At 54.2% G+C, this 17,902-nt stretch carries 20 protein-coding genes; 7 read left to right on the forward strand and 13 right to left on the reverse strand.

Annotated features, from left to right (window positions below):
• The first annotated feature begins 35 nt into the window (after nucleotides 1-35).
• Entirely contained in the window at nucleotides 36-761 is a 726-nt protein-coding gene (gene sfsA / locus IGQ15_RS03545; protein ID WP_297048724.1) for a DNA/RNA nuclease SfsA, read from the forward strand.
• On the opposite strand, the gene IGQ15_RS03550 is transcribed toward sfsA, so the two are convergent.
• Together IGQ15_RS03550 and IGQ15_RS03555 are read right to left on the reverse strand one after the other, a co-directional pair.
• Complete coding sequence (locus IGQ15_RS03550) at nucleotides 758-1,111, reverse strand: VOC family protein (RefSeq protein ID WP_297048726.1); 354 nt, start codon at nucleotides 1,109-1,111, stop codon at nucleotides 758-760. The genes sfsA and IGQ15_RS03550 overlap by 4 nt on opposite strands.
• Nucleotides 1,111-1,647 (reverse strand): phycobiliprotein lyase, encoded by a 537-nt coding sequence (locus IGQ15_RS03555; RefSeq protein ID WP_297048728.1) that lies wholly within the window; start codon nucleotides 1,645-1,647, stop codon nucleotides 1,111-1,113. Before IGQ15_RS03555 ends, IGQ15_RS03550 begins: the two co-directional genes overlap by 1 nt.
• Before the next feature lie 184 nt (nucleotides 1,648-1,831).
• Here IGQ15_RS03555 and IGQ15_RS03560 point away from each other — a divergent pair, with 184 nt between their 5' ends.
• The 3 genes from IGQ15_RS03560 to IGQ15_RS03570 are packed head-to-tail and all read left to right on the forward strand — an operon-like array spanning nucleotide 1,832 to nucleotide 3,650.
• Entirely contained in the window at nucleotides 1,832-2,155 is a 324-nt protein-coding gene (locus IGQ15_RS03560; RefSeq protein ID WP_297048730.1) for a DUF2605 domain-containing protein, read from the forward strand.
• Nucleotides 2,156-2,191: 36 nt separating this feature from the next.
• On the forward strand, nucleotides 2,192-2,473 hold the full coding sequence (locus tag IGQ15_RS03565; RefSeq protein WP_297048731.1) for a DUF2973 domain-containing protein: 282 nt from the start codon (nucleotides 2,192-2,194) through the stop codon (nucleotides 2,471-2,473).
• A complete protein-coding gene (locus IGQ15_RS03570; RefSeq protein WP_297048732.1) occupies nucleotides 2,442-3,650 on the forward strand; it encodes a GTPase in 1,209 nt (402 codons plus the stop codon). Before IGQ15_RS03565 ends, IGQ15_RS03570 begins: the two co-directional genes overlap by 32 nt.
• On the opposite strand, the gene IGQ15_RS03575 is transcribed toward IGQ15_RS03570, so the two are convergent.
• From IGQ15_RS03575 to IGQ15_RS03595, 5 genes are all read right to left on the reverse strand, one after another.
• On the reverse strand, nucleotides 3,647-5,932 hold the full coding sequence (locus IGQ15_RS03575) for a ComEC/Rec2 family competence protein (RefSeq protein ID WP_297048733.1): 2,286 nt from the start codon (nucleotides 5,930-5,932) through the stop codon (nucleotides 3,647-3,649). The genes IGQ15_RS03570 and IGQ15_RS03575 overlap by 4 nt on opposite strands.
• 102 nt (nucleotides 5,933-6,034) lie before the next feature.
• Entirely contained in the window at nucleotides 6,035-6,325 is a 291-nt protein-coding gene (locus IGQ15_RS03580; protein WP_297048734.1) for a DUF1816 domain-containing protein, read from the reverse strand.
• A 175-nt stretch (nucleotides 6,326-6,500) separates the two neighbouring features.
• On the reverse strand, nucleotides 6,501-7,181 hold the full coding sequence (gene rsmG / locus IGQ15_RS03585) for a 16S rRNA (guanine(527)-N(7))-methyltransferase RsmG (RefSeq protein WP_297048735.1): 681 nt from the start codon (nucleotides 7,179-7,181) through the stop codon (nucleotides 6,501-6,503).
• A complete protein-coding gene (locus tag IGQ15_RS03590; RefSeq protein ID WP_297048736.1) occupies nucleotides 7,168-7,539 on the reverse strand; it encodes a hypothetical protein in 372 nt (123 codons plus the stop codon). The genes rsmG and IGQ15_RS03590 overlap by 14 nt, the downstream gene beginning before the upstream one ends.
• Nucleotides 7,540-7,706: 167 nt before the next feature.
• Nucleotides 7,707-9,458: an iron uptake porin gene (locus IGQ15_RS03595; protein WP_297048737.1), complete on the reverse strand. Its 1,752-nt coding sequence runs from the start codon at nucleotides 9,456-9,458 to the stop codon at nucleotides 7,707-7,709.
• Nucleotides 9,459-9,753: 295 nt separating this feature from the next.
• Between IGQ15_RS03595 and radC the strand changes: the two genes are divergently transcribed.
• Nucleotides 9,754-10,503 carry a DNA repair protein RadC gene (gene radC / locus IGQ15_RS03600; protein ID WP_297048738.1) on the forward strand — a complete coding sequence of 250 codons (750 nt, stop codon included), beginning with the start codon at nucleotides 9,754-9,756 and terminating at the stop codon, nucleotides 10,501-10,503.
• On the opposite strand, the gene IGQ15_RS03605 is transcribed toward radC, so the two are convergent.
• Complete coding sequence (locus IGQ15_RS03605) at nucleotides 10,500-11,402, reverse strand: polyphosphate kinase 2 family protein (RefSeq protein ID WP_297048754.1); 903 nt, start codon at nucleotides 11,400-11,402, stop codon at nucleotides 10,500-10,502. The two genes, radC and IGQ15_RS03605, sit on opposite strands and share 4 nt — an antisense overlap.
• 203 nt (nucleotides 11,403-11,605) lie before the next feature.
• On the opposite strand from IGQ15_RS03605, the gene IGQ15_RS03610 reads away from it, so the two are divergent.
• Nucleotides 11,606-12,025 carry a hypothetical protein gene (locus IGQ15_RS03610; protein WP_297048739.1) on the forward strand — a complete coding sequence of 140 codons (420 nt, stop codon included), beginning with the start codon at nucleotides 11,606-11,608 and terminating at the stop codon, nucleotides 12,023-12,025.
• A 13-nt stretch (nucleotides 12,026-12,038) separates the two neighbouring features.
• Nucleotides 12,039-13,214, forward strand: a complete 1,176-nt coding sequence (locus IGQ15_RS03615; RefSeq protein ID WP_297048740.1) for a hypothetical protein — start codon at nucleotides 12,039-12,041, stop codon at nucleotides 13,212-13,214.
• 7 nt (nucleotides 13,215-13,221) lie between these two features.
• Here the strand turns inward: IGQ15_RS03615 and IGQ15_RS03620 are convergent, their stop codons facing one another.
• The 5 genes from IGQ15_RS03620 to IGQ15_RS03640 all read right to left on the reverse strand — a co-directional run bounded on the left by IGQ15_RS03620 (nucleotide 13,222) and on the right by IGQ15_RS03640 (nucleotide 17,828).
• Nucleotides 13,222-13,803, reverse strand: coding sequence for a DUF1997 domain-containing protein (locus tag IGQ15_RS03620; protein WP_297048741.1), 582 nt, complete (start codon nucleotides 13,801-13,803; stop codon nucleotides 13,222-13,224).
• 72 nt (nucleotides 13,804-13,875) lie between these two features.
• The gene (locus tag IGQ15_RS03625; protein WP_297048743.1) at nucleotides 13,876-15,519 is read right to left on the reverse strand and encodes an iron ABC transporter permease; all 1,644 of its coding nucleotides are present in this window, start codon (nucleotides 15,517-15,519) and stop codon (nucleotides 13,876-13,878) included.
• A gap of 42 nt (nucleotides 15,520-15,561) precedes the next feature.
• Nucleotides 15,562-16,428 carry a carboxylating nicotinate-nucleotide diphosphorylase gene (gene nadC / locus IGQ15_RS03630; RefSeq protein ID WP_297048744.1) on the reverse strand — a complete coding sequence of 289 codons (867 nt, stop codon included), beginning with the start codon at nucleotides 16,426-16,428 and terminating at the stop codon, nucleotides 15,562-15,564.
• Entirely contained in the window at nucleotides 16,418-17,437 is a 1,020-nt protein-coding gene (trpD, locus tag IGQ15_RS03635) for an anthranilate phosphoribosyltransferase (RefSeq protein ID WP_297048745.1), read from the reverse strand. The genes nadC and trpD overlap by 11 nt, the downstream gene beginning before the upstream one ends.
• A gap of 37 nt (nucleotides 17,438-17,474) precedes the next feature.
• Nucleotides 17,475-17,828, reverse strand: coding sequence for a hypothetical protein (locus IGQ15_RS03640; protein ID WP_297048746.1), 354 nt, complete (start codon nucleotides 17,826-17,828; stop codon nucleotides 17,475-17,477).
• Between the last annotated feature and the right edge of the window lie 74 nt (nucleotides 17,829-17,902).

The raw sequence follows: 17,902 nt of genomic DNA on the forward strand, positions 1-17,902 counted from the left end.
GTAGAATAGAGACTTGCGCTTTCTACGGGTCGCCTGTGACTCCCACGTTGTGTTGGCACTATCCACCGCTCCAAGCAGGAATTCTCTGTCGGCGCTATCAGCGATTTTTTGCTGAGATTGAGTTGACCTCTGGCGATCGCATCACAGCCCACTGCCCGAATACAGGGCCCATGACAGGAATTTGCCAAGTGGGTGCCCCTGTCCAGGTCTCCTACCATGCGGATCCCAAGCGCAAGCTGGCCTATACCTGGGAAATGATTTTTGTTGATGGCACATGGGTAGGGGTAAATACGAGTCTCCCGAACCGGGTGATTGCTGCGGCATTGGCGGCAGGCATCCTACCGGAACTGGCTGGGTACGGCACTCAGCAACGAGAGGTGGCCTATGGTCAAGAGCGTAGCCGCATTGACTTTTACTTGACGGATCATCCCCAACAGCCCCCTGCCTATGTTGAAGTGAAAAATACCACTTGGGCGCAAGGGAGCTTAGCCCTGTTTCCTGATACAGTGACCACCCGAGGCCAAAAGCATCTGCGGGAACTGCAATGGCTACGGCAAACTCAGCCAGACACTCGTGTGTGTATACTCTACTTCATCAATCGCGGTGATTGCGATCGCTTTGCACCGGGGGACAGTGCCGATCCCACCTATGGACAACTCTTACGCGCCGCCTACAACCAAGGGGTAGAAATTCTGCCCTATCGTTTTACCATTGAGCCAAGGGGCATTCAGTTCTTGGGAACGGCCAAATTGGTCCTCTAGGACACTTGAGTGAGTTCAATCAGATTGCCATCGGGATCCGCGACAAAGATTGCGGCTCGTCCTGAGGCACTGCGCTGCAACGGAATTTGGGCTGTGGCTAGGCGTTGTTCGAGACTGGCTAAATCAGTTACGCCAAGGGCAAAGTGGGGGTTACGTCCCCACCGCTCATCTTGACAGGGATCGACCACCTTCTCCGCTGGGATGAGATGAATTTGCACCGTACCGATTTGATACCAACGGCCGGGAAATTTCAGGGGGCGATCAACGGGGCTAAGACCCAGCAACCCTTCATAGAAGGCAGCAGCTCGCTCCAAATCCGTGACGTTAATGGCAACGTGGAGAAAGACCATCAGGAATTGGCGGGTTGCGTCACTCCTAAGCGAATTTCTGAGCAGAAGGAGGCCATACTAAAGCCACCAAAGCGCTTGAGAATACTGGTGCGCAGGCGTAGATTGGGGCTGGCAAACCAAAGGCGCTCTTCGGAATACATCGTTTCATATTCGGTAATTAATGTCAGGGCACCATCACTGCCCATACTGAAACGACCGGCAACCGGTGCTTTTTCGGCATAGCCCATTTCCCGCAGGAGCTTGCCTTCCATCCGCGACCCCTGATCCATGATCGGCACCAGTACCGTTGAACCTTCATGCTTCTCGCTGTCCCATTCCATCGTGCCGTCCCAACTGACCCGTGCACCGCACACTGCCCAAGCGGGATCCATCTCATATTGCTGACACAGGGCAATGACCGCAGGATCATCCACAGACAGTAATTCAATGGTTAACTGAGACTTGCCTGACTCGGTTTGCTTAAAGGCCAAGTGATGACTGGTACGTTGGGAAAACCAGCGGCCAGCACTTTGGGCAAAAAAGTCGCGGATGTCCATACCTATGCACACTGTGTAATGGGGACAAGGTTGGTATTTTTGAGTCTTTTTTTAGGGTACACCGTCTCTTCGATTCCTTCCAAACGATCGCGCTGAGGAAAGATGCAGTCAAAGATTAACAGTGTAACAATATGTAAACGAGTTTAAGATTTAAGATAGAAGTAGGTCGCCCTCATCAATCCCTATGCTGCACTCAAATTTACCTGAACCTCAACTACTTAAGGTCTTGCTGGAGCCGCTACTTGAAGATTTTCAGTACTGGTTCACGCGATCGCGATCGCTGTTGCAGACAGAAGTGATTCCCTTCTTGACCGTGGCGGAACAGCAGACACTCCTTGAACGGGTGGAGACCGCTCTCAACGATGTGATTGCTACCCAAAGCCTCTTTCGGGCAACGGACGGCCAAGTGGGGGTTGATACACAGGTACTCATGCAGTGGCATACGCTCTTGATGGAGTGCTGGCAGGTTGCCCACCACTATCGCTTATCCAAATCTTGTGACGCTTAAACCATTCTCAGCGCTTGGCTCGGAGGTGCTTTCTTCATGTTGCAGTTGATTTATATTGTTGCCTTTACGGTCTTGGCACTACTGGCGATGGCTAATCTGATTCGTAGTTTGTTGACCCTCGGCATTGAATCACAACGGCAACTTTCACCGCCACGGGTGACCCATCCCGAACTCTTGGATAGCGATGGCCACGTGATTGATGAACCCCTGTTGGTGATGCGCTCTCTCAGTGTGGAGGATGCCCGTGCTCAACTGGATGCGATCTACCGCGAATCCCCCAGCTACGGTGACGACGCCTGTGGAGAAACCCAAGCCTAAATTCTTAGGCTCCTATGGGCAGTTCCTGAGCCGCTGGTTTCAGGTGGATGCAACGGCGCTGGCGGAGGTCTTGGCTAGGGCACGGCAGGAGTTACCGGCAACGGAAGTCTTGCTGATTGGCAAACCCCAATCGGGGAAAAGTTCGATTGTGCGGGCAATGACGGGTGCCGATGCCAGTATTGTCGGGGCGGGGTTTCGTCCCCATACTCGGCAAACACAGCGCTATGACTATCCCACGGCTGAACTGCCACTGCTCACCTTCACGGATACGGTGGGCTTGGGGGAAACGCCAGAGCAAACGGCTGAGGTAGTGGCGGAATTGGATCACCTGTTGCAGCAAAGTCAACGGGCGCGGGTAATTATTTTGACGGTCAAGGTAACGGATTTTGCGGGCGATCGCCTGCACCAAGTGGCAAAGGCGCTTAAGAAAGCCCATCCAGAGATTCCCTTTATTTTGGCCATTACCTGTCTCCACGAGTTATATCCCCCGCATCAAGAAAATCATCCCCCCTACCCCCCAGAGGTTCCCGAGGTTAACTTGGCGATCGCCGGCCTGAAGGAACGCTTTGCCGACATTAGCGATCGCGTCATTCCCCTTGACTTTACGTTGGAGGAAGACGGCTACACCCCTGTTTTTTATGGCTTTGAGGCCCTTGCTGCAACCCTAGAGGCGGTGCTGCCCAAAGCAGAAGCCCAATTGCTTCACCAGTTAGTCGCCCAATCCCATCTCAGTGATCAATTGGCTCCCCTCTATCGTCAAGTGGGGCGGCGTTACATTGCCCCCTTTGCAGTGATGGCGGGAACCTTGGCGGCAGTGCCTTTGCCCTTTGCCACGATGCCACTCCTTGTGGGGGTGCAGGTGGTGATGGTGGTGCTGTTGGGGCAGTTGTACGGTCAGACCCTTTCACCTTCCCAAGCCGGGGGCATCTTGACCACAATTGGTGGCGGATTTGTGGCGCGGTTGGTGGGGCAACAGTTGATTAAATTTATTCCGGGTTGGGGAGCGGTGCTCTCTGCCTCTTGGGCGGCGGCCTATACTTGGGCCTTGGGGGAAGCCGCCTGTGTCTATTTTGGCGACCTGATGGGGGGCAAAACCCCCGATTCGCAGCGCATTCAGCAGGTACTCCAAGAAACATTGGCAACCGCACATTTACGCTTGCGACAAAGTGAGAGCTAAACCAAGCCATCGTTTTGAGGAGCGTTGGCCCTCAGGGAGCCATCGGCCTGCCAGCGCACTTCTCCTACTTCTCCAACCACAAAATAGGGAATTTGTTTCTGCTTTAGGTAGCTGGCGATCGCGGGCTCAAGGGCGTTGCGACTAAGAATGACACTGCGCGGCTTGACAATCTCAAAGAGGCGTGGTGTTAATTTGCGCCCCCACCACCAGAGAACTTGCGGTGGCTCCACGGGCGTCACGGCCAGCCAATCGGTTTGAGCGGCATCGCGACTCGGATCACTGACAAAGAGCCACTGGGTATTGCCCATCTCCAAGGTCAAGATAGCTGGATCCGCCCGCAGGACAGTAATTTTCACCTGACCCAGTTGAACGGGTTGCCGCAGAGGTAGCGATTGATGGGGCACCTTGAGGGTGGTCAACATTTCCCGGTAGGCAGGATCACTCTTGGCCGTTGGCACATCCGTAAACTGGCGAATTGGGGTGATCCCATGAATGTCGCGCCAGCCCTGTTGTTGACGGTACTGGCGATCGCTGGCCACCGCCCAATCAATGCGGTTAATGCCCTCTTGAGCCAAGAAAGCCGTTAGCCCTTGGGAATCCCCCCCATTAATGACGACTGTCCCCGCTGGTTGCTGAATCACCAGTGTCGGAACCTGTGTATTGGCAAGAACCGTAGCTTGAAAGAGGGTGTTTTGGCGCAGAATAAAGGGCACTAGAACAAGAGTGACACCAAGGGTAAACAGCAAAAACCAGCGGCGCCGCCAGCGAGGACTCAGCCACACAAGGACGATCAGGCCATAGAGAACAACAACTTGGAACCAACCCAAACTGCCGAGGGCGATCGTTGCCCCCGGCCACTGACCGATGGTTTGAATCAGCCACAGGAGGAAGGCTGTGGGGTAGTAGAGGAGCCAAGCAAGAGCCGAGCCCACAGGCGGAATGAGGAGGCCGACCATTGCACTGATGAAGCCGCCAACCGTCAAGAAAACCAGGGGCAAATTGGCAACGACATTGGCCAGCAGACCATACACCGGAAAAATACCGAAGATTGCTAAAGAGAGGGGAAGTACCCAAAGGGTGGCGGCGAGGGGCACCGCAACAAGGTTACGCAGGGGCGCTGGCAACCAATCGAGGCGATCGCTAATCGGTTGAGCACTGACAATTAGACCCAATGTCGCTAGGAAGCTTAACTGGAAGCCAATGTCCTCAATCCACAGGGGATTGTAGATCAGCATGGCAGTGGCGATCGCCAGCAGAATCACGAGGGGTTGTCCCTTTTGGCCATTCACTAAAGCCACTAACCCCGCCAAACCCATCAACACAGCGCGAATTGCTGAGGGGGCAAACCCACTCAAACAGGCAAAGAGCACCAAGACCCCAGCCCCCAAACCATAGCGCCACTGCTGCGGCAACAAACGCGCCACCGCCAAGACAACCGCTAACAGAATCGCCGTATGAAACCCCGACGCCGCCAAGGCATGGGATAGCCCCACCCGCCGAAAGCTGTCGCGCACCTCAAAGGGAATGGCTACCGCGCGGTTCCCTAACACCATTGCCGAGACCACAGCACCATAGCGATCGCCCAACCCTTGGGCATGGACTTGGACAATTCGCTGCCGCAGTGCCCACAGCCCCCAGGGCGATCCCCGATCCAAAATCGTGACCTTATTGCCTGCTAAGCCGGCAAAGGTATGCTGCAACTGAAGTTGCTGCCGAAAGTTAAAGGCACGAAAAAACTCACTGCCCCCCCCACGAGGCAGATAGAGCCGCCCCGAAATCTGGATCCGTTGGCTGGGATGTAGCTTTGCCCCTTCCTCGGCTGGCAGCGTCACATAGAGGCGGCCACTGGCTCTCCCTTGCAGCACCCCACTTTGGGCAGATACCTGACTGAGATTTTGATAGCGCTCCACTCCTAGGAAAAAGCGTAGTCGCCCAGCGCGATTAGGTAGTGGTGTGGTTTCAACACGCCCCTCGACGAGCACCGTTGGCGGTAGATTCAACGCCCCAAGACGCGGCACTAACCTGCTGATGTCATTCACCCCCGGCTGGGGCGTGCGCAGCCACACATAGGCCACTGCCAAGAGGGCAACCCCGCTGGCGATCGCAAAACTTTGACTCGAAGGCAGGTGCAGCCGAATCTTGCCGCCCCAACGACGCCCCCCATAGAGGATTCCCCCCACGACCAAGACCCCCAGCCACCCCCACTGAAAAAGACTGAAAATGCACCCCGTAATAAAGGCGATCGCCCAGAGAATTCCATCCGCCTTGGTAACGCTGAACATGGCCTTGTTGGGGTTGGCGTCCAGTGAAGAGACTGAGAAAAAAACTTTAAGACGGCACCATGCTATAGGATAAAGGGCTTTAGAACCAACTCAAATTTTAACCTACGTCATGCCAACACTAAGGGGCACCCGCGTCTTTTTTTCGGCGTCAATGGTCACCTCTTTAGGACGGCAGCGCACGACACTAACCTCAAGTCCCTCTGCGCCCTCAGCCTTCAAATCCTCAATGTAGCCATCCTTCTCTTTTTCCGCCTCCATGAGCGTCAGAAAAGGGCCAAAGTAGTAGGTGCAGGGGGGGGTTTTCGTTTCTATCTTGACCCACCATGCCAGACCCATTCCATTGACGAGATCGGCGAGCCAGCTTGTAAAACCTGTATTATTATCTCTAAACATTGACAGTATTCCTCCGAGACTTGCCAAATTGCCCCAACCAATCAATACATCTTTTGGTTTGCTCTCTATTTGTGTATAGCCGATCCCCCCCTAAATGTGTATGGCGAAACTTCCAAACCATCAATTGTCATATTTATTTACATCAAGACTTCCCACGAGGATTAAGATCGCTGATTCAAGCCTGACGCTGAAGGTAAACGCAGTGGCGCTGGGCATGGCTCAAGGGGGTCGTGAATGCCTGAAGATCCAGTCGTTGACTGCGGTACCGCGGCAAGAGGGTCTCTAAATGCTGGGTATCCTCGTTGCTCCATTGGCCTCGGTACAGGACTAAAACGCCCCCCGATCGCAATAGGGGCAAGCCATAGGCACAACAACGAGCGACATCACCGACGGCTCGAATCAAGGCCAAATCATACCGGCGCTCATGGGCTTCTGCCCGTCCCCATTGCGGGTGAATGTTGGCTAAACCAACGGTTGAAGGGAGAGAGTGCAAAAACTTGACTTTCTTTTGGGTTGCTTCAAGGAGCGTCACTGACCAATCGGGGCGGGCGATCGCCACCGGTACCCCCGGAAAACCACCGCCACTGCCAATATCAATGACCTGTTGAATCTTGGTGCCTCCCAGCGTGCCCCCAGTAGGCTGAAGCCAGGGCAAAATCCCCCGCAATGAATCCCAGAGGTGCTTCTCCCAAAACTCAGTGACTGCCGTAATCCGCGTCAAGTTGATCCCTTGGTTGGCTGCGAGGATTGCCCCATAGAAGCGTTCGAACTGTTCCTGCTGTTGGGGTGTGGGTTGCCACTGGAGTGTCTCCTGCCAAGGGAATTGCTCAAGCAATAACGGACTAGGACTCGCCATCACCACCACTGGGCAACTCTTTCTTTGCCGTTAGCACCTCCCACGCAGCCTTGAGTCGCTCCTCAAAATCCTTGACATGGCTGGAGACAGTATCAGCATTCGACTTCAGCTCTGCGATCGCTGTTTCAAGGGCTTTTTGGACATCCGCCGGTAGGGCTTTGAGTTGAGCAGTTGCAAACCGTTGCAGCGCGGCAATGAGAGCTTTTGCCGCTTCGGTGACTTCTTCTGGACTGACGGCTTCTGTTTCAGGTTCGGGCGTCGGGGACTCTGGTGGTTCGGTGACCTCTTCTGGACTGACGGCTTCTGTTTCAGGTTCGGGCGTCGGAGACTCTGGTGGCGAAACTTGTTTTTCGGACATAGGGCAATGCTCCCAAGTGAGTACTCAACAACCTTAGCAATTATTTTGTGTTGTGCGCCCCAGAAAAGGGGTGTACCCCTACCTTAGCAGATGCCTCTTTAGAGTGCTCTAACCCCCCAAAGATTAAAGTCAAGCCCCGCCCCGTTGGGCAGGGAAGATGCAATACGCTAGAAGCTAAAGGTTGTCCGTACCACGCCGAGGACGATTGGGGCATTATTACTATTGCTGTTGGGGTTGACCAAAGCAATGACCCCCGGTGTGATCGAGAGATTCCGCGAAATGGGAATGCGGTATAACCCCTCAATGTGGTAGGAGTTAAACGTCGCGTTGGGGGCACCTATCACATTGCGGACGCTAATGGTCTGTGGGGGTTGGCCGACAATCAAACCCAGAACATCGCCCTTGCGCCAGATGTCCGGTACCGCAAAAGTGGCTGCCCAGTTCAAAACCTCCGCTTCTGGCCGGGATCCAATGAAGTTTTGCCCTTGATAGACATTGGAGTAGCCGACCCAACCGGCGATATTGAACTTCGGAATCGGGCGATAGGTAAACTGAAAGCCAAAGTTATCAGCTGCTGCGTTGGCATTACTACCAATTGGGTTATCAGCGGATCCGGCAAAACCATTGCTTCCGGTGCCGCCGGCAACACTGGTACCAAAGGAGCGCACGTAGGTCAATCCGAGGGCTAAGTTCTTCACCGGTCGCCAATCCAATTGAGCAAGGGCTGCATAGGCTCCCCCGATCAAACCATTGGTATTCGGGGTGTTACGGTTGGGATTGTTGGCATTCGGTGCTTGATAGCCAAGATTGAGGATGAGGCTCGTGCCTTGCTCTTTATTTTCGAGGAGTGTGTAACGCAGGGTTAGACCGGCACTGTTACCGCCACCGAAGCGATAGAGGGGGTTAAAGCGACCAAACCGGCTAATGGCTCCCGTTTCATCGGACTGCAAGAGGGGGTTAAAGGTGAAGACATTCTTATCAAAGTTCCCTGCTGCGGCGTCAAAGGCAAGGAACAGGCGGTTGGTCAGAGGGGTGCGGTAGTAGAGGTCATCAATGGCGAATTGGCCTCCAGTGTTGGTGTCGTAGCTGAGGCGTGCCATGTTGGTACCGGTAACGGTTCCGTAGTTAGGCATATTGGCCGCCTGAATGCGCACCCGCAGGACATCTTTGCCATAGAAACTGGTGTCGAAGTTCAGCCGAGCGCGGTAGGTGGCAACGGGATTATCTTCGATGGTTGGCCCACGACCAGGAGCCGTAACGGCTCGGGTGCCCGTGAGGACATCGGACACACTAAAAATTGCTGAAGCGCGTAGTTTAGTAGTGGTGGAAAATTGGGTCGCCTCAAGGTTGGCAACGCGGCCTTCCAGATTCGTTACCCGTCCCTTGATCACGTCTAATTCCCTACTAAACTCCTCCGCTAGCCGCTGAAGGGTGGCCAAATCTTCCTTGCTCGCAAAGCGATCGCTAATCACATCGAGGCAGGCATTTAAAGCCGCAGCCATTTCAAAACGTGTCGCTGCTCGGTTGCCGCGAAAGGTGCCATCGGGATAACCGGCAATACAGCCATATTTCTCCACCAGTGACGCCAAGGCTTGATAGGCCCAGTCCGTGGGGCGCACATCCGAGAGTTGATTCACCGAGGTCACTTGCGGCATTGTCCGCTGCATTCCCAAAGACGGCTCGGGGGCAGGGAGTCGGGGAGCTTGAGCCTCTAAGTCTGCCACCGCTGGCATTTGTGCCACTGGCAAGGGTGATGTTACTGAATGAGTGGCTTGTTGCAACTCATCATCAAGAAACTCAAAAGCATCCACATTGCTCGTAGGGGGTCTATCTTGCAATTGATTTGCAGCTAGCGCCGCTGACATTCCCCAAGCAGAAGCCAAAGCCAGCCCCAGCCAGACCGCGATCGATCTCGCCATTATTCACTCCTTAATAATGATCAAAGTATCTGCAAGCCTCGATTTATAGGATATTCAAGGGCAATCGGGCGATCGTGAACAGGTAACCATCACCTGCCCCCTAGGAAAGTCAGGAGTGGATTCGCAATAAGTTCATTGAGGCTGCACAGAGAAAAACGGTTTCTTTGCTTTCTTTAGCTTGAACTACTTGCAAATAAAAGTCAACTACTTCTTGCAAATTTCTCTAAGCCAGTTCCAACGCTGCCGCACGCAAATCTTGATATGCTTTTTAGCAATTCCCTTGATCGTTGCTGCCATGTCCTACTCGCTCCGTGTTGCTGATCTGCCCGTCGGCGATCGCCCGCGTGAAAAGCTGCTCAGCCAAGGTGCGCGCTATCTAAGTTCAGCAGAACTGTTGGCGATTTTACTGGGCACCGGTCAAGGGGCTGGTAAACTCTCAGCCGTCGGCCTAGGACAATTCATCCTCAAACAGTTGGGGGAGCGCAGTGGTGACAGTAGCGATGCTGTCAGCGTTTTACGCGACATTACCCCAGAGGAATTGATGGCCATCCCCGGTGTTGGCCCCGCCAAAGCCACGACAATTCTGGCTGCTGTGGAACTGGGGAAGCGGGTCTTTCAGTCACGGCCGGGGGAGCAAACAATTATTGACAATCCAGCCCTTGCTGCTGCTGTCCTCAGTACCGATCTCATGTGGCAACCGACGGAACGCTTTGCCGTTCTCTTGCTGGATGTGCGCCATCGCCTGTTGGGGTCTCATGTCATTACGGTGGGAACCGCCACAGAAACCCTTGCCCATCCCCGCGAAATTTTCCGTGAAGCGGTGCGCCGCAATGCAAGCCGCCTGATCATTGCCCACAACCATCCCTCAGGCAATCTCTCTCCCAGTCAAGCGGATCTGGACTTAACCAAACAAATTCTGCAAGCGGGACAGCTTATGGGGATTCCAGTGCTGGATCATTTGATTCTTGGCAATGGCGATTACCAAAGTCTGCGGGAGATCACCCCCCTCTGGCAAGACGTGCCCCAAGGTGATGGTAGTGCCTAATCCTCGTCGGGTTCATTTTCCAGCAGCGCTTTTGCCTCTAGGAGTTGCTGCTTGTGGACTTCACTGACAATTGGGTAGTGCAGGTTGAGACTCGCCAACTTTTGATAAATGAAGTGAGCTACCATGAGGCGGGCAAACCACTTGCGATTGGCGGGAATAATGTGCCACGGTGCCCATTCGGTACTGGTGTAGCGAAAGACATCGGCATAGGCGTCTCGATAGTCGTCCCAGTGGGCGCGATCGCGCACGTCATCAATGGAAAATTTCCAGTTTTTTTCTGGGCGACTTATGCGCTCCAAAAAGCGTTTTTTCTGCTCTGCTTTGGAGATATTCAGGAAAAACTTGAGGATGAGAATACCATTGCGGGTTAAGTAACGTTCGTAGTGATTGATGTCCTCAAAGCGCTCTTGCCAGATGTGCTTGGTCTTGGTTTCGGGGGGAAGTTGCTGGCGATTGAGCAAATCGGGGTGTACCCGCACCACGAGAACTTCTTCGTAATAGGAGCGATTAAAAATACCAATACAGCCTCGCGCCGGCAATGCCCGATTCGCTCGCCACAAAAAGTCATGATCCAACTCCTCGGCACTGGGTGCCTTAAAGCTATAGACCTGACAGCCTTGGGGGTTAATGCCACTCATGACGTGTTTGATCGTGCTGTCTTTGCCCGCTGCATCCATCGCTTGGAAGATAATCAGCAGCGCATAGATATTCTGGGCATAGAGAACATCTTGGTAGGCGGCTAGCTTCTTAATCCCAGCGGCAAGGAGTTCTTGGGCTTCGACTTTGCTTTTGAGGCCAGCGGTATCCGCAGGATCATAGTCCTTCCAGTGAAATTTCTCCCCCACAGGAACAATGTAGCGATCGGGGTTAATTTGGTCGAGAAAGTCTTGGGGAATCATGCTCAAGAGGGGGTGCGGCAGAACTGTATCCTAGCCTACATTCTCTCGTTGCAGAAAAATCGAAATATCCCACTGTCGCGGCTATCTTTAACAAATTGTATAAGTCACAGGCAAAACAGAATTCTCTTTGTATGCTGTATCAGTAGGCGAGCGATCGCCCTCCATCGAATCATTTCCTGTCGTTTGCGTTTTGGACAGCCACCGTGGCTCCGATTAAACCTCACAAACTGGATCTCGATGCAAGTTACCCCTGCCCCTGTCGTCGCCAAGGGGAGTTGGTGCCGATCGCCCTGACGGAAGCCTTTGGCTGTCGGCGCTGTCAGCAAATTTTTGTTGTTCGTCCCGATGGCTTTTCCATTGAGCAGTTGGCCACCACCTATCCCTACAAGCGAGCGTGGTATTGGACAGGATGGCAGTGGAATCAGTTGCAGCGGGGCTTCTCAGAAAGCCATTGGTATTTTGCGATTGGCCTGAGCTTTTTTTTATTGATGCCTATTCTCCTCTGGCTGCCCTTACTTCTACAATTGTCCTTAAAACCTGAAGGGTTACTATGGATTATTGCCTCCCTGTTGATTGCACTGACACCAGCATTTTTAGTCTGGATTGTCCTGTCCCGTCGTTGAATGCGCTGCGGCCATGTTGCCTGAGCCGCTAAGGGAGGCGCGGGTCGCCAGTACACACCTCAGCCAAGTTAGCTATGCCCTCCGTCAGAACGTTCTTAAGCGATTGATTGAGGAGCTAGCAACAGCAGAACCCCTCCTATTGGAGCAAAATACCCTCGATCTTGAATCCAGCCGCGATCTAGCAGTGTCTCAGATTGTTCTTGGCTGGCTGCGGCTGACCCACGAGCGCTTGCACCGTATTCGCCAGTGGCTCGAGCACCTCTACCATGCCCCAGATCCATGGCAGCAACCATTGCCAACGCGACCCGATCGGTTTCAGTATGCCGTTCCCCTAGGGGTAGTGGCCTTGGTTTATGAAGGGCTACCCACTTTAAGTTTGATGCTGGCGGGCATGGCTCTCAAAACAGGAAATGCCCTTGTGCTCTGGAGTGGTGAAAGTAGCCGCTATACTGCTGGGGCGATCGCGAGTCTCATCGAGGCCGTCCTCAGTAAAACCAGTCTGCCCAAAGCCGCCATTCAAACCCTCTCCTTGAGTCCAGCCAGTTGGCTTGCAGATCCCACCGCCGTTGATTTAGCCCTTGCCTATGGCCGCTCCCGCTTTGTGGCCGAGCAGCGCGCTGCTGCTCGCTGTCCCTTCGTCGCTCTTTCCCTTGGTAATACCTATCTTGTTTGGGATGGCTCAGTATCGCCAGAGAGTGTCCTCAACTGTATTCAGCACAGCCACCAAGCCAATCCCGATCGCGCCCTTGCCATTGAAAAGGTGATTGTGCTCGGTAATGTCAATCCCTCCCATCTCGCATTCGTCATCAATGAACTCACTCAAGCGGGCTACAAGCAGGGGGTGGATGAGCACTTACACCGCAACTATCCCGAAATTCCCCTTGTGGACGCCAGTGAGTGGCCACTCCCCTATCTGGATCAACGCTTAGCATGGCACTACGAAGAGGATCTCACCGCTGCAGTGCATTGGATTCACCAGTATGGCAGCGCCGCCAGTGGGATTATTGCCAGCAGCTACGAAGACTGCCGTGCCTTTTATCAGCAGGTGCAAACGCCCCTTATCTTTGTCAATCGCCCCCCCCAACTAGAGCGCTTGGATGCCTTGGCCCTTGGTGTGGCTGCAAGGGGTTTCCAGCGGGGACTCTTTGGCCTTGCGCAGTTACTGAGCATGAAGCAGGTCTATTTGTAGTGAAGTTTTAGCTGGAACTGACAGGGACAGGCGTGAGCCAGTCGCCACTGCCATTGGTTTCCACTTCCGTGAGCCAGCGCTGGTAATCGGCGACAAGGTGTTGACTGAGGCGCTGTTTAATCGTTAACAGAACACTCTTGAGTAAGCCATTGCCGGTGGCTTCGAGAATCGGGCGCGGTGTCAGATCCAAAGGCGGCGGAATATCTACCCCCACCTGCAAGTCAGCTAGACCAATCAAATCCGTACCGTTCGCCGTCGCTTGGGGAGACAAGTAACCTTCGAGGGCGAGGCGAAAGCGGCGATTGATGTAGTCGACTCCGCGAATTTCACAGCCGAGGGAGCGCAATTGTAAAGAGCCATCGCTATTGGCATGAACAGCCAAATCCACAGTGGGCTGCAAGCTGACCATGAGAAAGTTGAGGGGACGCATCTTGAGGCGAAAGCAATCGCTGCCCAAAAATTCCACTCGGGTTGGATCAGTAAGGGCATAGACAAGCCGCCGGGGTTGACGCAGGTAGTGCTGCAAGGGAGCCGTGGGTGTTTCAATACTGAGGCGGACAGATTGGCTGGCCTTAAATTCTAAGTACATGGCACACCTAGCGAACGTTGCTTCTAATGTAACGAATTATTAAGAAGATTGGTAAACGGTAAACCGAACTCGCTAATCTGCCCAGCGGGTGTGCCGCCCCAGCCAAATGACCGGGATGAGACCCACGACCACCAAGGCCAAAGCACTTAAGGCGGCTTCGGGAAGTCGCTCATCAGAGGCAAAGCGGTAAACCTGTATTGCTAGGGTATCAAAGTTAAAGGGGCGAATCACCAATGTGGCCGGCAATTCCTTCATCACATCGACAAAGACCATCAGGGCAGCGGTGAAAAGGCCGGGCACCATCAGCGGGAAGTGAACAGTGCGCAGAATATTCCAGGGCGATCGCCCCAATGTCCGCGCCACCTCATCCAAGGAAGGACGAATCTTCACTAGGCTGGCCTCAACACTGCCCAAGGAAACCGCCAAAAAGCGTACCAAGTAGGCATAGATCAGGGCTGTGATCGTGCCACTGAGAATCAAGCCCACTGCCACCCCCCACAAGTGCTCAGTGACATCATTAATGACGTTATCTAACCACCCCAAGGGCATGAGAATGCCCACCGCAATCACTGTACCGGGAATGGCATAGCCCATAGCCGCAATCTGTGTTCCCCAACGCACCCAAACCGTTGGCAGCAAGCGATGCCCATAGGCCAACAGCAGGGCAATACCCACCGCTAAAACTGCGGAGAGGGTGGCCAAAATCAGGCTGTGGCTGGCGTGTTCTAAAAATTCACGGCTGAGGTACAGTTGTTGGTAGCTGATGGCCAAGTAGAGGAGCAACCCGCCGGGGAGTAGGAGACCAAAGAACACCGGTAGGGCACAGACGAGCCAAGCTAAAGCCGCTCGCCATCCTTTGAGTACATAGGGAATGGGGCGATCGCCACCGCGATTATAATAGCGTGCCTTGCCCCGAGACCATTTTTCCACTAGCAGTAGGGCAAAAACAATGACCACCAAAACTGAGGCCAACTGCGCCGCCGCCACGCGATCGCCCATGCCAAACCAAGTGCGGTAAATCCCGACGGTAAAGGTATCAACACCAAAGTACTGAACGGTACCAAAATCATTGAGGGTTTCCATGAGGGCGAGGCTCGTACCCGCAGCGATCGCTGGCCGAGCAAGGGGCAACGCCACCGTCCAAAAACTGCGCCAAGGACTACAGCCAAGGGAACGACTGGCTTCTAAGCTACAGGTGGCCTGCTCCAAAAAGGCTACCCGCGCCAAGAGAAAGACATAGGGATAGAGAACGAGGGTGAGCAGGGCGATCGCCCCGCCTAGGGAGCGGATATTGGGAAACCAATAGTCACCGTAGCCCCAGCCCGTTAGTTCCCGCAGCCATGCCTGAATCGGACCTTCAAAGGCAAAAAACTCCGTATAGGTGTAGGCCAACACATAGGCCGGTGCCGCCAAAGGGGTCAATAGCAGCCATTGCCACCAGCGCACGCCCCAAAATTGACAGTTGGTGACCAGCCATGCCGTACTGACACCAATCACAACGACGCCTATCCCCACCCCCAACATCAACCAGAGGGAGTTCAACAAGTAGTCGGGCAAAACCGTTGTCACCAAATGCTGCCAAGTGTTACCCGTATTAACAAAGACTTGACTGAGAATGACAAGAATGGGCACGGCAATCACAAGGGCAATCAGCCACACCAGTAACTCCCAAGGTTTCAGGCGAACCCACCGAGGTAGACTTAGGGATTTCGACACGGCACGACCTCCGAAAACAGGCGCTCACTTTCTCAAAAAGACTCAAAGAATCGTCAAACTAAAATCTAGCCAAGGCGATCGCGTCATCATCGCACTGGTAGAAATGTAGTCCACCCCTGTCAAGGCCACCGCTCGCAAGGTTTCTAGGGTGATATTGCCAGAGGCTTCAATTTTAGTGTGGGGGGCTGCGGCGCGGATTATCGCCACCGCTTTGGTCATCTCTGGAATCGGCATATTGTCGAGCATGATCACCTCTACCCCCAAGGAGAGGGCTTCGCGCACCTGCTCTAGCGTCTCAGTTTCCACCTCAATGGCCAAGGGAAAGGGACTGGCTTGGCGGACTTTTTCAACCGCAGCCGTGATGCCCCCCGCTGCCACAATGTGGTTGTCCTTAATCATAATTGCATCGTCAAGGCCAAAGCGATGGTTGACACCGCCCCCCACCGCCACCGCATATTTTTCTAACAGGCGCAGTCCGGGCGTTGTTTTGCGGGTATCCACGAGTTGCGTCGGCAAGTCAGCAATTTGCTGGGCATAGGTACGGGTGAGGGTGGCAATGCCACTGAGGCGCATCAAGCAATTGAGAGCCAGCCGTTCACCCAGGAGTAAGGTTTCTAGGGGAGCTTCAATCCGAGCAACAATTGTCGGCGCCTCACAAAGGGTGCCCTCGGCCTGCTCGTAGGTAAACACTACCGCTGCTGTCAGGCGTTGGAACACCCGCTCCACAATGGGCAGACCGGCAATCACTCCCTGACTTTTGAGACGGATATGGGCTTTTCCTTGGCGATCTTGGAGATGCAGGGCTTGCGTGGTGCGATCGCCCCGACCGATGTCCTCCTGTAACCATTGATCCAAGAGGGGATCTAAGACACACCACGGCGGCAAATAGGCAGACACCCTAGGACTCATTGGAGAGCGTCACCAATGCCTGTAACTTGTCCCATGCCGCACCACTGGCCAGAATCGCCTTTGCCCGATCGACGCCTTCCCACCAATCTTGAACTGCTGCTGCCACGTAGAGGGCTAAGGCTGCATTGAGCGCCACCACCTCCTGCTGAGCCGTCGTGCCTTTTCCCTGCAGAACTTGGGTAAGAATCTCGGCATTGGTCTGGACATCTCCCCCAGCCAGAGCCCTCAGGGGCGCACTGGCGAGTCCCAAGGCTTGGGGATCGAGGACTTCTTGGCGCAGCGACTCCTCAGGGCTGCTAAACATCACGAGATCCGTCATATTGCCGAGGGTAGCTTCATCCACCCCTTCCCGACCATAGAGGACAATCCCGCGTTGGCGTCCGAGACGTTGTAGGGCGCCGGCCATGGCTTCAAGATAGCGATCGCTAAAGACACCAATGACCTGCCCCGTGGGGCGGAGCGGATTCACCAAAGGACCGAGGAGATTAAAGACGGTGCGAATTTTCAGGGTGCGGCGCAGGGGAGCGACGGCTTTCATGGCGGGATGCCAACCGGGGGCAAAGAGGAACGTAATCCCCACCTCCTTGAGTAAAAAGGCGGGATCGCCGTGGGCAAGGTTGACCCCAAGGCACTCAAGGACATCCGCTGAACCGACGCGGCTAGAGACTGAACGATTGCCGTGCTTGGCCACTTTGACGCCGGCTGCTGCTACAACAAAGGCAACCGCTGTGGAGATATTAAAGGTACCGGCGCGATCGCCCCCGGTGCCGCAGGTATCAATGAGGGGTTCAGCTAAATTTAGGGGCGCACCTGCGGACTGAGCCAATAATACATTGGCCATGCCCGTGAGTTCCTCAACCGTTAGCCCCTTGAACTGCAATGCGGTGAGAATGGCACCGGAGAGGGCATCGGGAATTTCTGCTGCCAGCCATCCTTGCATTAACTGGGTGGCCTGCTCTTGCGTCAGGGCTTGGCGATCGAGGAGTTGTTGGAGCAGGTCAGACCACATTGAACCGTGTAGGCAGAGAACCGAGACTGAATTAGACTTAATTGAGTTGTTGCTGGCGCTGGCGTGCCTGCCAATAGTGCATCGGTAAGCAAAGCAGCGAAGAGGTGGTGAGCAAAAAGGCCAAGAGTGCGGTGATGTTGCACATTTGACCTAAATCGGTGTTTTCTAATGGTACAGCGATTTGCAGACCCCGCGCACCACAATAGACGAGCCAATAGACAAAGATCATGCGCCAAAGGGTTTCACCATAGACCTCTTGGGGGGAATACTCCCGCAGGGGAAATTGTTTTTCCTCTTGATAAGCCGTGTACAAGAGCCAGCTTAAACCAATCAGAGCGGCGATCGCTGAAACAATTAAGATTCCCACTGACCAAGAAGCAGCCACTGTCATTGTCCTTTTGCACTCCTTATCATCAGCACATCGTTCCTCAGTCTAGGGGAGTCATTTGCAAGGGATGACAATTG

Origin of the sequence: Thermosynechococcus sp. M98_K2018_005, from assembly GCF_015295825.1 — a bacterium.
Lineage (GTDB): Bacteria > Cyanobacteriota > Cyanobacteriia > Thermosynechococcales > Thermosynechococcaceae > Thermosynechococcus.